Annotated in this window: 13 protein-coding genes and 1 pseudogene; 5 read left to right on the top strand and 9 right to left on the bottom strand. The window is 73.8% G+C overall.

Features of this window, described 5'->3' with window-relative positions:
- Window positions 1-190 precede the first annotated feature (190 nt).
- The 4 genes from H299_RS0104275 to H299_RS0104260 all read right to left on the bottom strand — a co-directional run bounded on the left by H299_RS0104275 (window position 191) and on the right by H299_RS0104260 (window position 3176).
- Window positions 191-913 carry a lysophospholipid acyltransferase family protein gene (locus tag H299_RS0104275; protein WP_486587143.1) on the bottom strand — a complete coding sequence of 241 codons (723 nt, stop codon included), beginning with the start codon at window positions 911-913 and terminating at the stop codon, window positions 191-193.
- Between the two features lie 203 nt (window positions 914-1116).
- The gene (locus H299_RS0104270; protein ID WP_027747403.1) at window positions 1117-1701 is read right to left on the bottom strand and encodes a dihydrofolate reductase family protein; all 585 of its coding nucleotides are present in this window, start codon (window positions 1699-1701) and stop codon (window positions 1117-1119) included.
- A gap of 191 nt (window positions 1702-1892) precedes the next feature.
- Complete coding sequence (locus tag H299_RS0104265) at window positions 1893-2555, bottom strand: alpha-ketoglutarate-dependent dioxygenase AlkB (RefSeq protein ID WP_027747402.1); 663 nt, start codon at window positions 2553-2555, stop codon at window positions 1893-1895.
- Between the two features lie 27 nt (window positions 2556-2582).
- Window positions 2583-3176: an SRPBCC family protein gene (locus tag H299_RS0104260; RefSeq protein ID WP_158692264.1), complete on the bottom strand. Its 594-nt coding sequence runs from the start codon at window positions 3174-3176 to the stop codon at window positions 2583-2585.
- Window positions 3177-3358: 182 nt separating this feature from the next.
- Between H299_RS0104260 and H299_RS32090 the strand changes: the two are divergent.
- Window positions 3359-4627, top strand: a pseudogene (locus H299_RS32090) (glutamate synthase-related protein).
- A 60-nt stretch (window positions 4628-4687) separates the two neighbouring features.
- Here the strand turns inward: H299_RS32090 and H299_RS0104250 are convergent.
- From H299_RS0104250 to H299_RS0104240, 3 genes are all read right to left on the bottom strand, one after another.
- Window positions 4688-5308, bottom strand: coding sequence for an FMN reductase (locus tag H299_RS0104250; RefSeq protein WP_037757690.1), 621 nt, complete (start codon window positions 5306-5308; stop codon window positions 4688-4690).
- Window positions 5309-5396: 88 nt separating this feature from the next.
- Window positions 5397-6506: an LLM class flavin-dependent oxidoreductase gene (locus H299_RS0104245; RefSeq protein ID WP_027747399.1), complete on the bottom strand. Its 1110-nt coding sequence runs from the start codon at window positions 6504-6506 to the stop codon at window positions 5397-5399.
- Between the two features lie 113 nt (window positions 6507-6619).
- Window positions 6620-7705, bottom strand: coding sequence for an ATP-dependent DNA ligase (locus H299_RS0104240; RefSeq protein WP_027747398.1), 1086 nt, complete (start codon window positions 7703-7705; stop codon window positions 6620-6622).
- Between the two features lie 77 nt (window positions 7706-7782).
- Between H299_RS0104240 and ligD the strand changes: the two genes are divergently transcribed.
- Window positions 7783-8790: a non-homologous end-joining DNA ligase gene (gene ligD, locus H299_RS0104235; RefSeq protein ID WP_027747397.1), complete on the top strand. Its 1008-nt coding sequence runs from the start codon at window positions 7783-7785 to the stop codon at window positions 8788-8790.
- Window positions 8791-8807: 17 nt separating this feature from the next.
- Here ligD and H299_RS0104230 read toward each other — a convergent pair whose 3' ends face one another.
- Window positions 8808-9017 carry a DUF2277 domain-containing protein gene (locus H299_RS0104230; RefSeq protein WP_027747396.1) on the bottom strand — a complete coding sequence of 70 codons (210 nt, stop codon included), beginning with the start codon at window positions 9015-9017 and terminating at the stop codon, window positions 8808-8810.
- Between the two features lie 30 nt (window positions 9018-9047).
- Between H299_RS0104230 and H299_RS0104225 the strand changes: the two genes are divergently transcribed.
- The 3 genes from H299_RS0104225 to H299_RS0104215 all read left to right on the top strand — a co-directional run bounded on the left by H299_RS0104225 (window position 9048) and on the right by H299_RS0104215 (window position 11799).
- Window positions 9048-9965: a pseudouridine-5'-phosphate glycosidase gene (locus H299_RS0104225; protein WP_027747395.1), complete on the top strand. Its 918-nt coding sequence runs from the start codon at window positions 9048-9050 to the stop codon at window positions 9963-9965.
- Between the two features lie 107 nt (window positions 9966-10072).
- Window positions 10073-10522: a MarR family transcriptional regulator gene (locus H299_RS0104220; RefSeq protein ID WP_027747394.1), complete on the top strand. Its 450-nt coding sequence runs from the start codon at window positions 10073-10075 to the stop codon at window positions 10520-10522.
- 41 nt (window positions 10523-10563) lie between these two features.
- A complete protein-coding gene (locus H299_RS0104215; RefSeq protein ID WP_027747393.1) occupies window positions 10564-11799 on the top strand; it encodes an epoxide hydrolase in 1236 nt (411 codons plus the stop codon).
- A 25-nt stretch (window positions 11800-11824) separates the two neighbouring features.
- On the opposite strand, the gene H299_RS0104210 is transcribed toward H299_RS0104215, so the two are convergent.
- Complete coding sequence (locus H299_RS0104210; protein WP_027747392.1) at window positions 11825-13324, bottom strand: LCP family protein; 1500 nt, start codon at window positions 13322-13324, stop codon at window positions 11825-11827.
- Between the last annotated feature and the right edge of the window lie 68 nt (window positions 13325-13392).

Here is a 13392-nt window from a genome sequence, read left to right as displayed (position 1 = left end):
GCTCTGTCGTCGAAATGACGGTGTCCGGCCGGAGGCCGGGCTGTGCGGCGTGTGGTGCGTGCGCTCGCAAGGCGGAGGATCGCCCTGGTACCGGGCCGTACGTGGGCGATTCCGACAACGCGGCGGCGGCTGAGGCCCCAGTGGCAGGCCCACCCGGTGGCGTGATCGCAGGGCGTCCCGGCGTGCCCGTTCACCGTGTTCGGCGGCCCGCGGAGTGGGCAGCGAGGGCGGCGGGCTCGCCCAGGTGGGCGGCTGCCGTGCGCCACGCGGCAGTCACCGCGGTCCGGGCCCGCGCCGTCCGCAGGGCGCAGTCGCCGGTCAGTGCCAGCGGTGTGCCGATATGGACGTGCAGGTCAGGTCGGCGCAACGGGGCCGTGGCGAGACCCGCGAACTGCTTGACCGCACCGCCGGAGGTGACTCGGCGGGCACCGGCCTGGCCCACGGGCACCACGGGTGCGCCGGTACGCTCGGCGAGCCGGACCAGACCGCTGCGGAAGATCCCGGGGGCCGCTTCCGCGGCGTCCCTGCGGCGAGGCAGCCCGCCCTCGGCGTAGACGAGGACCAGCCGCCCCCGTGCGAGGGCCTCGGCGGCAGCGTCCAGGGCAGCCGCGGCACGCCGGTCCCCGCGGAAGACGGGAATGTGCCCCTCGCCTGCGAGGGCGCGGCCGAGCAGCGGGACGCGCCACAGTCCTGCGGCGGCCATGACGACCGCCTCGACGCCGAGGCGGTGCAGTGCGGCCATCACGATGGCGGGGTCGGCGAGTGAGGTGTGGTTCGCGGCGATGATGCTGCCCGGCGCGAGGACGGCGCCCTCTTCGGTGGTCACCGACAGGCGGCCGACGGCAGGTACCAGAATGCGGGCGGCATGGCCGAGCATGAGCGCTCCCCCGGTCTCGACGATGGTGACCTTCATCGTCGGCGGCGGGCGCTGAGCGCGCGTGAGTCGCCGTACTCATCTTCGCCACTCGTCCGCCTGGTACGGCGGCCCGCGGGCGGGGTGGGCCAAACGGCTGCCCACCTCGGCGCGTCCGTCCAAGGGACGGTGGCCCGGTTCGGGCGAGGCCACCGGTGGCGAGCGGTCCCGGCCGGTGACGCGGCAGGCGGCGAGATGCGTCTTCACGCGGGTTCGCCGGGTCGGCGGACCCGGTAGCGCAGGTGCGTGAGGTCTCGGTCCTCAAGCCGTCGGACGAGGTCCAGCTCGATGTGGTCACTGCCCAGGTGGTCGAACAGCCGCCGGCCGTCCCCGAGAAGGACCTGGACGAGGTGGATCTCCATCTCGTCCAGCTGCCCGGCTCGCAGAAGTGCCTGGGCCGCACCCGCCCCATGGACCATGACCGGCCGGTCCCCGGCGGCCTCACGGGCCTGACGGGCGCAGTCCTCGACATCGGTGACGAAACGCGCGTGGCCGGGTGGCACGTCCCCGTCGTCCACCCGGTGGGTGAGGACGAAGATCGGAACGCCGTCGTGATGGTCGCCCTGCCAGCGCCCGGCGAGTTCGAAGGTCCGACGGCCGGAGATCACCGCGCCGGTCGCCATCGCCTCACGGTAGATCTGGCCGCTCGGGCCGTCGGATGCGCGATCGTCGAGCCAGTTGAAGAGCCGTCCGCCGCCGCGCCCCAGCTCCTGCCCCGGCCGGTCGTCCGGGCCGGCGATACGGCCGTCGAGCGACATCGACATGTACAGCCGAATCGGATTGCTCATCCTGGTCTCCCTCTCTCGTCCTGGCGCCCTGGTCCGACGCTGCCTGTTGCGGCGGCGGGCGGGACCTTGTCCAGCGGCTGACGCACACGGAACCCGGTTCTGCTGCTCCGCGCTCGCCTGCGCGATCAGTCATACGGCGAGGTGACGAACGCACCGCACCCTGCCACGTCGACCGCGGCACCCCCTGGGGGTCACTGCGCCGGCAGGCCCGTGACGCGCAGGGTGAGGTTCAGCCGGCCGCCGGTCAGCCCGGTGGCCGGATCGCCGGTGCCGGGGCGGACGCGCGGGACGCCGTGGTAGGCGAACCGGGAGGGTCCGCCGAAGACGAACAGGTCGCCCGACGCCAGCTCGACATCGGTGTAGGGGCGGCCCCGGTTCTCGGTGTTGCCCAGCCGGAAGACGCAGCTGTCGCCGATGCTGAACGAGACGACGGGCGCCTCGGAGCGCTCGTCCTTGTCCTGGTGCATGCCCATCCGGGCCTGCGCGTCGTAGAAGTTGATCAGCGCGGTGTCCGGGGCGTACCCGGCCCCGGCCGCCGGGTCCTCGTACGCGTCCGCCAGCGCGCGGCGGCCCAGGTCGGCGAGCCAGGAGGGCAGCGGGGCGACGGGGCGGCCGTTCACGTCGTCGGCGGTGCGGGTGTAGCGGTAGGGCTGCCAGTGCCAGCCCAGGCACACCGTCCGTACGGACATCACGCCGCCGCGCGGCAGCCTGGTGTGCCGCAGCGGGACGGGGCCGGTGGCCCACACGCGGCAGGACTCGACCAGGGTGCGCTGCTCGGCGAGGGTGAGCCAGCCGGGCACGTGTACGGCGCCCGGCGCGGGCCGGGTGCGCGGGCGGGGGATCAGCGCGTCCACCGTCGCTCCCTTCCTGCTCCGCGTCGTTCACGGCTCGGTGGAGCCGCCTCCTCCACTGTGCCGCGCCGCGGGCTCCGGCACCGGCGGAATCCGGACGCGGGTGTCCTGGCCCGGCTCGGCCACCGCGCCGGAGCCCCCGCCCGCGCCGGCGGGCGGCGGCGCGGCGTCCAAGGTGTCGCGCAGCCGCCGCAGGTCCTCGGGCAGGTCACGGCGCCACCCCAGGGTGATGACGGGGATGAGCAGCATCATGCCCAGGTTCACGGACACGTCGACCGTCACCTCGAGTCTGCTACCGCTCTCCGCCGACCGTACCCGGAAGGTGTAGGCGACGGTCTGGGCGCCCAGCGGGGTCCACATCCGCTCCCCCCGGAACCCGAGCAGGGAGGGCGACCGGTAGGCGCTGCAGACCAGATGGTGGAAGCGGTGGCGGCCCGGGAACCGGTACCGGTAGCGCGCCCCCTCACAGGGGTCGATCCTGCGGTCGTCGACCTCCGCGACCCCGGAGTTCCACTTCGGCATGTTCCGGGGGTCGGCGAGGAAGTCGAACACCTGTGGTACGGCGGACGAGAGGGTCTGTGCCACGGAGAACGTCGGCATCGTGTCACCCCTGGCTATGGTCACGGTTACCGGCTACAGGCAGACGGCGTGGGCGGCCTTCCTGCGTCCAGCTTGTTCCCCAGGGTGCCCGACCTCCTTCCGGGAAACGCCGTTCGGGTGACGGACCTCTTCCGGCTCGTTCCCGCCTCTGCTCCTGCAGTGGAACGACGGGCGGCAGCCGGTGCCGCCGCCGAGAGGGGTCCGTCATGCTGCGCCGGCTGGCCGTAGCCGTGGTGGTGCTGGCAGCCGCCGCGGGAGTCGCGGGCGCGGTGGCGCTGAGCGGCTGGTGGTGGTGCGCCGCCGTCCCCCTCGCCCTGGCCGCCGGCACCGGCCTGTACGACCTGGGCCAGCGTCGGCATTCGGTGCTGCGGAACTACCCGGTGATCGGGCATCTGCGCTTCCTGCTGGAGTACGTACGGCCCGAGGTCCAGCAGTACTTCATCGAGCGGAACGTCGACGGCCGGCTCTTCGACCGGGACACCCGCTCACTCGTCTACGAGCGGGCCAAGGGCACCGCCGACCAGGACCCGTTCGGCACCGAGCTGTCCGTCTACGCGACGGGAGCCGAGCACTTCGTCCACTCGATCGCACCCCGGCCCGCCCCGAAGGAACCGCCCCGCGTCACCGTCGGCGGCCCCGGCTGGCTCCCCGCGGCCAAGGTCGACGCGGAGATCGCCCGCACCCGCGGGGTCCCCCAGGGCCGTACGGTGGTCTCGCCCTCCTACCACCGTGTGTTCTCCACGCCGCGCGAGCTGGTGCTCTTCCTGGCGCGGCTGCGCGAGCTGGCGGGCGGCAAGCCGGTGGGATTCAAGCTGTGCGTGGGGAGCCGCGGCCAGTTCCTGGCCCTGTGCAAGGCCATGCTGGCCCAGGGCACCACGCCGGACTTCATCGTGGTGGACGGCTCCGAGGGCGGCACCGGGGCGGCGCCGCTGGAGTTCGTGGACCACGTCGGGACCGGCTCACCGAGGGCCTGATCACGGTGCACAACGCGCTGGTGGGCACCGGGCTGCGGGAGAGGATCAGGATCGGCGCCAGCGGCAAGGTCACCACCGGTTCCGACATCGTCAAGCGGCTCATCCAGGGCGCGGACTACACCAACGCGGCGCGCGCCATGATGTTCGCCGTCGGGTGCATCCAGGCGCAGCGCTGCCACACCAACACCTGCCCGGTCGGGGTCACCACCCAGGACCCGCGACGGGCGCGCGCTGGTGGTGGCGGACAAGTACGCGCGCGTGCAGCGGTTCCAGCAGGCCGCCGTGCACAGCGCCCTGGAGATCATGGCGGCCATGGGCGCGGACGGGCCCGAGCAGCTGCGCCCGCACATGCTGCGCCGCCGCTCGGCCCCGCACACCGTCTCCTCCTACGCCGAGCTGTACGAGTGGCTGGAGCCGGGGCGGCTGCTCGAGGGCGGCGGCCTGCCCGGCGGCTGGGCGCGGGACTGGGAGGCCGCGCGCCCCGACTCCTTCACCGTCTGAGCCGCCCGCGCCGCCCGGTCCGCGCCGCCCCTCCCAGTCCCGGCCCGTTGCGGGGCCCGCTCACACCCGCAGCGCCTCCAGCTGCTCGGCGAACGGGATCAGCCGCTCCGCGGACTCGCCGGGCGACGGGGCCGCCGCCGCCCGCGCCCGCATCGCGTCCGCCAGCTCGCTCGCCGCCCGCTCGGTGCGCTCGGCGAGCGGGTCCGTACGGGTGTCGCCCTCGGAACCCCAGTCGGCGGAGGCCGCGTAGACGCCGGTGGGCACGACGAGCGCGCGCAGGTAGGCGAAGAGCGGGCGCATCGCGTGGTCGAGGACGAGGGAGTGCCGGTCGGTGCCGCCGGTCGCCGCGATCAGCAGCGGCTTGCCCTCCAGCGCGGTGTTGTCCATGACGTCGAAGAACGACTTGAACAGCCCGCTGTAGGAGGCGGTGAAGACGGGGGTCACGGCGATCACGCCGTCCGCCTCCGCCACCGCGTCCAGCGCCTCCCGCAGGTCCGCGCCGGGGAACCCGGTCACCATGTGGTGGGCGACGGCGGTGGCCAGGTCACGCAGCTCGATCACCTGTACCTCGGTGGGCGCGTGCCGGGCCGTCGCCTCCGCCAGCCGGTCGGCCAGCAGGCGCGTCGAGGACGGCTTGCTCAGCCCGGCCGTGACGGCGACGAGCTTCAGCGGCCTGTCCATGGTCTCTCTCCCGTCTCCCGGAACTCGCCGGGCGGTTCTCGTGTGCGGTGGGGGTGGGGGCGCGCCGCCTCGGCGGCGCGCCCCCCGTTCAGGCGCTGGTCCCGGCGGCGGCCGGTGCTTCCGCCGCCGCCCCGCGCGCCACCAGGGCGGCGTGCGTGGGCCCGTCCGGCACCTGCGCCGGGCGGCCGGCCGCGAACTCCTTGCGCAGCACGGGCACGACCTCCTCGCCCAGCAGATCGAGCTGTTCGAGCACGGTCTTCAGCGGCAGGCCCGCGTGGTCCATCAGGAACAGCTGGCGCTGGTAGTCGCCGAAGGACTCACGGAAGGTGAGCGTCTTGTCGATGACCTCCTGCGGGCTGCCGACCGTCAGCGGCGTCTGCTCGGTGAACTCCTCCAGCGAGGGCCCGTGGCCGTACACCGGCGCGTTGTCGAAGTAGGGGCGGAACTCGCGCACCGCGTCCTGGGAGTTGCGCCGGATGAAAGCCTGGCCGCCCAGTCCCACGACGGCCTGTTCGGGGGTGCCGTGGCCGTAGTGGGCGTAGCGCCGCCGGTAGAGATCGATCAGCTGCTGGAAGTGTCCCTTGGGCCAGAAGATGTTGTTCGCGAAGAAGCCGTCACCGTAGTAGGCGGCCTGCTCGGCGATCTCCGGACTGCGGATCGAGCCGTGCCACACGAATGGCGGGGTGCCGTCCAGCGGGCGGGGCGTGGCGGTGAAGCCCTGGAGCGGGGTGCGGAAGCGGCCCGCCCAGTCCACCACGTCCTCGCGCCACAGCTTGTGCAGCAGCGCGTAGTTCTCCACGGCCAGCGGGATGCCCTGGCGGATGTCCTGGCCGAACCAGGGGTAGACCGGCCCGGTGTTCCCGCGGCCCAGCATCAGGTCGACCCGTCCGTCCGCCAGGTGCTGGAGCATCGCGAAGTCCTCGGCGATCTTGACCGGGTCGTTCGTGGTGATCAGCGTCGTGGAGGTGGAGAGGATGAGCCGCTCGGTCGTCGCCGCGATGTGCCCGAGCATGGTCGTGGGAGAGGACGGCACGAACGGCGGGTTGTGGTGTTCGCCGGTCGCGAAGACGTCGAGGCCGACCTCCTCCGCCTTCCGCGCGATGGCGACCATCGCCTTGATCCGCTCGTGCTCGGTCGGCGTGCGGCCCGTGGTGGGGTCGGTGGTGACGTCGCCGACGGTGAAGATGCCGAACTGCATCGGACTCATCCCTCCATGTAGTTTATTCTTCAACTACACGCCGGAACGGTTTCCCCTCCCCCGCTATTCCCGCGCGGCGCGACGCACACCCGACGCCGCGCCGAACCCTGCTCCTACGCCTGCTCCGCGGCCTGCTCCGGCGGCACGAGCACCTCGGCCAGGTCGTAGCCCACCGGCTCCTCCAGCTGCGCGTACGTGCACCCCGCCGGGTCGCGGTCGGGCCGCCACCGCCGGAACTGCGTGGTGTGCCGGAAGCGGGTGCCCTGCATGTGGTCGTACGCCACCTCGCACACCCGCTCCGGGCGCAGCGGCACCCAGCCCAGGTCCTTGGTGCCCGTCCAGCGGCTGGGCGCGCCCGGCATCCTGCTGTGCTCGTGCGCCTCCCCGCTCGCCCAGTCCGCCCAGGGGTGGCCGCGCACCGACTCCATCCGCAGCGGCGCCAGCTCCTCCATCAGCTCCTGGCGCCGCCGCATCGGGAAGGAGGCGCAGACGCCGACGTGCTGGAGCCGTCCGTCCTCGTCGTGAAGCCCCAGGAGCAGCGAGCCGACGACCGGGCCGCTCTTGTGCTCCCGCAGCCCGGCCAGCACGCAGTCCGCGGTGCGCTCGTGCTTGACCTTCACCATCAGCCGCTCCCCCGGCCGGTAGGGCAGCGTGAGCCGCTTGGCGACCACCCCGTCCAGCCCGGCTCCCTCGTACCGCGCGAACCAGCTCCGTGCCAGCGCGGTGTCACGGGTGGCCGGGGCGAGGAAGACCGGGTCCTCCGCGTCGCGCAGCGCGGCGGCCAGCAGTTCCCGGCGTTCGGTCAGCGGGTTTTCCAGCAGCGCGGTGTCCTCAACGGCCAGCAGGTCGAACGCGACGAAGCTGGCGGGGCTGGTCTCCGCGAGGTGCCGGACCCGCGAGTCCGCGGGGTGGATGCGCTCCAGCAGCGCCTCGAAGTCGAGCCGCCCCTTTCGGGCGATGACGATCTCGCCGTCCAGCACGCAGCGCCGCGGGAGCCGGGCGCGCAGGGCAGCGGCCAGTTCGGGGAAGTAGCGGGTGAGCGGCTTGCCGGTGCGGCTGCCCAGCTCCAGTTCGTCGCCGTCCCGGAAGACGATCGCCCGGAAACCGTCCCACTTCGCCTCGTACTGCATGCCGTCCGGGATCTTCGCCGCGGACTTGGCGAGCATCGGTTTCACGGGCGGCATCACCGGCAGGTCCATGGTCAAGATTGTGCCGCCGCCTCCCGCCGGGCGCCCGCCGGGAGGCGGACGCGGACGGCCCGGCTTAGCGTGCTTGCATGAGCGAGGCGCGGCAGCTCACGGTCGGTGAGCGCACGGTCAGGCTGTCCAACCCGGACAAGGTGTACTTCCCCGAGCGCGGTTTCACCAAGCTGGACGTCGCCCGCTACTGCCTCTCCGTCGCCGACGGCGTGCTGCGCGCGCTGCACGACCGCCCCACGACCCTGGAGCGCTACCCGGACGGCGTGACGGGCGAGTCCTTCTTCCAGAAGCGGGCGCCCCGAAACCTCCCCGAGTGGATTCCCACCGCCCGTATCTCCTTCCCCAGCGGCCGGCACGCGGACGAGATCTGCCCCACCGAGGCCGCCGCCGTGCTGTGGGCCGCGAACCTGGGCTGCCTCACCTTCCACCCCTGGCCCGTACGCCGTGCCGACACCGAGCACCCGGACGAACTGCGGATCGACCTCGACCCGCAGCCCGGCACCACCTACGAGGACGCGCTGCGCGCCGCCCGTGAGCTGCGCCCGATCCTGGAGGACCTGGGGCTGCACGCCTGGCCCAAGACCTCCGGCGGGCGCGGCCTGCACCTCTTCGTGCCCATCGCCCCCGAGTGGACCTTCACGCAGGTGCGCCGGGCCGCGATCACCGTGGGCCGCGAGCTGGAGGCGCGGATGCCGGAGCGGGTGACCACCGCCTGGTGGAAGGAGGAGCGCGGCGCCAAGGTCTTCGTGGACTACAACCAGACCGCCCGCGACCGCACCATCGCCAGCGCCTACTCCGTGCGCCCGCACCCGCGCGCCCGGGTGTCCGCGCCCCTGCGCTGGGACGAGGTGGCCGACGCCCGCCCCGAGGACTTCGACCTGGCGACCATGCCGGAGCGCTACGCCGCGGTGGGCGACGTGCACGCCGGGATGGCGGACGAGCCGTGCCGCCTGGACGCCGTGCTGGAGCTGGCCGAGCGGCACGAACACGACCACGGCCTGGGTGACCTGCCCTATCCGCCCGACCATCCGAAGATGGCGGGCGAGCCCAAGCGGGTGCAGCCCAGCCGGGCGAAGGACCGCTGAGCCCCGGGCACCGCCGGTCAGCGGCCGCGCACCACCAGGGTGTCCAGCAGTTCGGTGGTGGCCGCCGCCACCTGGTCGACCGCGCGCTCGAAGGCGGCGGCGTTGTGCGGCGCGGGCTCCCGGAAACCGGACACCTTCCGCACGTACTGCAAAGCGGCGGCCCGCGTGTCCTCCTCGGTTACGGACTCGGCGTACGGGGGACGGAGTGTCTTGATGCTTCTGCACATAATCCTGACGATATACGGAGGGAACCCGCGATGACCCTCGCGCTGGCGGACGAAGTACGGGACGCGAAGGCGCACGGACGCCCCGTGGTGGCCCTGGAGTCGAGCCTCCTCGCGCACGGCCTGCCGCACCCCCGCAACCTGGCGGTGGCCGCGGAGCTGGAGGAGTCCGTACGGGCCGCGGGGGCGGTGCCCGCCACCGTGGCGGTGCTGGACGGACGGCCGCACATCGGGCTGGACAAGGCGCAGCTGGAGCGGATCACCGAGGACGGCCGGCTGCGCAGGCTCGGCCGCCGCGACCTCGCCCCCGCGATGGCGGCGGGCGCCAGCGGCGCGACCACCCTCTCGGGCACCGCCTTCCTCGCCGCGCACGCGGGCATCCGGGTCGTCGCCACCGGCGGGCTCGGCGGCGTGCACCGGGGCTGGCCCCAGGCGCACGACGAGTCCGCCGATCTGCACCTGCTCGCCCGCACGCGGATCACGGTGGTGTGCGCGGGGGTGCACTCGGTCCTGGACGTGCCCGCCACGCTCCAGCGGCTGGAGACCCTGGGAGTGTCGGTGCTGGGCTACCGCACCGGCACCTTCCCCGCCTGCTGCCTGGCCAGCTCCGGCGAACCGGTCGGCTGGACGGTCGAGGACCCGCGCCACATCGCCGCCGCGATGCGCGCGCAGGACGTGCTGGGCGGGCCGGACACGGCGCTGGTGGTGGGCAATCCGGTACCGGCCGGGGAGCAGCTCGACCCGGCGACGCACGACCGGGTGCTCGCGGACGCGCTCGCCGCCTGCGAGCGGGACGGGGTGACCGGGCAGGCGGTCACCCCGTACCTGCTGGACCACCTCGTGCGGCACACCGGCGGCGCGGCGGAGGAGGCCGTCGTCGCAGCGGTACGCGGGAACGTGCGGCTGGCGGCCCGGGTCGCGGCGGTGTGGACGGCCACGGCGCACGTCTGACGGGCGTGGGGGCCGGAGCTGGACGCGGCGATGCAGGTCATGAGGCTCGCCAGACTCACGGGCAAATTACATAAGCAGATTAAATAAGTTGGTGATACGTTGAGGCCATGCCACCACCGCACCGCCCCGGTCTCGACGCCGACGAACTCGCCACCGTGCTGGGGCGGTTCACCCGCAGTTCCATCCGGCTGCCCAGCACCGAGAAGCACACCTTCACCACGCTGTCGGTCCTGCACACCCTGACCCACCACGGCCCGATGCGGCTGACCGCGCTGAAGGTGACCGAGCAGATCACCCAGCCCGCCATCACCCAGCTCGTCAGCCGGCTGGAGCGCGACGGGCTGGTGGAGCGTTGCCCGGACCCGGAGGACCGCCGCGCGGTCCTTGTCCGGGTGACCCCCGCAGGCGCACACGTCATCCGGACCCGGCACGAGGACCGGGTACGCCGGTTCGCGGAGATGGCGGACCAGCTGACCCCCGAGGAACGGCACGCCATCGACGCCGCCCTGCCCGCGCTGGCCCGGATGGCCGCGCTCATGGAGGACGCGGCGCGCTGACCCCCGGCCCCGTCGCGTGCCCCGTCCCGGAAAGGAACCTCATGACAGGCCCCGCACCCTTTTCGCTGGTCCCCCAGCCCGTACACGTCCCCGACGCCGTGCTGGACGACCTCGCCACGCGGCTGCGGCTCACCCGGTGGCCCGACGACGCGGGCAACGACGACGGGTTCTACGGCGTCCGGCGGAGCTACCTCCAGGAGCTGGCCGACCACTGGCTGCACGATTACGACTGGCGCCGGGCCGAAGCCGGGATCAACGCCTACGAGCACTACCAGGTGCGGGTGGACGGCGTCCCGGTCCACTTCATGCGCAGGCCCGGTGTCGGCCCCGCTCCCACGCCGCTCATCCTCACGCACGGCTGGCCCTGGACCTTCTGGCACTGGTCCAAGGTCGTCGACGCCCTCGCCGACCCGGCTGCCTTCGGCGGGGACCCGGCCGACGCGTTCGACGTCATCGTCCCCTCCCTGCCCGGCTTCGGCTTCTCCGCACCGCTGCCGGACCACCCCGACATGAACTTCTGGAAGGTCGCCGACCTCTGGCACACCCTGATGACCGACACGCTCGGCCACCGCACGTACGCCGCCGCCGGATGCGACGTCGGCGCGCTGGTCACCGGCCAGCTCGGCCACAAGTACGCCGACGCGCTGCACGGCATCCACATCGGCTCCGGCCAGAAGCTCACCTTCTTCAACGGCGACCGGGCCTGGGATCTCAGCGGCGGCCGGCCGATCCCCGAGGGTCTGCCCGGGCCCGTGCACCGGCGGCTCGTCGCGCTGGAGCGGCGGTTCGCCGTCCACCTGGCCGCCCACATGCTCGCGCCCAGCACACTCGCCTACGGGCTGAGCGACTCGCCCGTCGGCCTGCTCGCCTGGATACTGGAGCGCTGGGACACCTGGAGCGGCCACCCCGGCGGCAGCGTGGAGGACGTCTTCTCCAAGGACGACCTCCTCACCCACGCCACGATCTTCTGGGCGGGCAACACCATCGGCACCTCGATGCGCTACTACGCCAACGCCAACCGCTACCCCTGGACCCCCTCGCACGACCGCCGGCCGGCCATCGAGGCCCCCACCGGCATCACCTTCGTCGGCCACGAGGACCCGCCCGGTGTCAGCACCCCCCAGGAGCGCGTCCGGAACTGGCTCGACGGCGACCGTGCCGAGTGGTACCGGCACGTCAACCTCACCGCACACGAGGGCGGCGGCCACTTCATCCCCTGGGAGCTGCCCGACCGCTGGGTCGAGGACCTGCGCCGCACCTTCCGCGGCAGGTGCTGAGCCGCGCGGGCGCGGTCGGCGCCGCCTACCGCACCGGGTCGTCGCAGTCCAGCTCGTCCCCCGCCACCGGGGCGCCCTCCACGCTGCTGCGGTCGTGGACGATCCGGGCGACCGGCTGCCGCCCGCTGCCCAGGCGCACCTCGAAGACACGCGAACGCCCCTCGGCCGGCCGCAGCTCGGCCCCCGGCAGGGCGGCGGCCAGCGTGACCGCCTGCCGCTCCCAGTGCGGGTCGTACAGGACGCGGGTGCGCACGGGCGTGCCGCCGTCCGGCGCCCCGCCGGGGGCGGCGGGCAGCCCGGTGCGTACCTGGAACCCCTCCGCGCGCAGGCCCCGCTCCAGCGCTGCGGCCGCCTCCACGCGGCCGGGTGCCGCCCGCACCCGCAGCTCGATCTCCTGGGGCGGCCAGGCCACCGGCACGCCGGGCGCGGGCTGCGCGTACGCCCGCCCGTCGGTCAGCGGGCGGTCCTCGCGCAGCGCCGCGAACAGCCGGCCAGCCCGCTTCCGGTCCCAGGCGAGCGTGGAGCCCCAGCCCGGCACCCGGTGGTCGAACTCGGCGATGGGCACGGTGGCGAACTCGGTATGCGCGGAGGTCAGCCCGTGCAGCGCCCGGCCCAGGGTGCGCAGCCGCGCGGTGGTGAGGTTCTCGTCGGCGCGGAGGGTGTCCAGCAGCGCGTGCGCCGTGCGGGCGAGCGCCACCGGGTCCTTGAAGACGCCCTGGTCGTGGAAGTGGTCGAGCGTCTCGGCGATCAGCCGCTGCTGGCGCCGCACCCGGCCCAGGTCGCCGGAGGGCGCGATGTGGCGGGCGCGGGCGTAGCGCAGGGCGGTGCGGCCGTCGAGCCGGTGGGTGCCGGGACCGAGGGAGAGTCCGGAGTCCTTGTCCCGCAGCCGCTTGCTCGTGCAGGCGGTGATGCCGCCCAGCTCGTCGACCGTCCGCACGAAACGGGTGAAGTCCGCCTCCAGGTAGTGGTCGACGCGCACCCCGGTGGCCGCCTCCACGGTGCGCACCGTCAGCGCGGGGCCGCCCAGCTTGTAGGCACCGTTGATCTTCCCGGCCCGGGGGAACGGCTTGCCCGGCGGAGTGGACCCGGCAGCCGGGGCGGCAGCGGCGGGGCGGGGGAAGGGCACGTAGGAGTCGCGGGGGATGCTCACCGTGCTGACCCGGCGGCGGTCGGCCGAGACGTGCAGCAGCATCATGGTGTCGGTGCAGTCGCACTGCTCGCCGTTGACGTGCAGGCGGTCCTTCTCGGCGTCCGACATGCCCGCGCGCCGGTCGAGGCCGACGAGCAGGAAGTTGAGGCCGGGACCGTCCGCAGGCCGCTTGCCGGGCCCGAAGACGTCGGTACGCGGCACGGCGAGCGCCAGCGGCAGCCGCACCGCGTCCGCGCCGACGGCGGCGCCGCAGACCAGCGTGGCGCACACCCCCGCCGCGACCAGGGCGCGCCGCGGCCTGCCCGTACGGCGGGGGCGGCCCGGCCGGTCACGGGGGCCGAAGGCCTCCGGTCCTGAGCACTCTGACGACGACACAGCACACCTCCGCGGATGGACGGCCTGCGCAAGACCCTTCCCGGCGCCCGCCCGCGACCCGCGATCCG

The organism is Streptomyces sp. CNH287 (assembly GCF_000424825.1).
The sequence above is the reverse complement of the archived record's forward strand: the minus strand, read 5'-3'. Positions and strand labels throughout refer to the sequence as shown.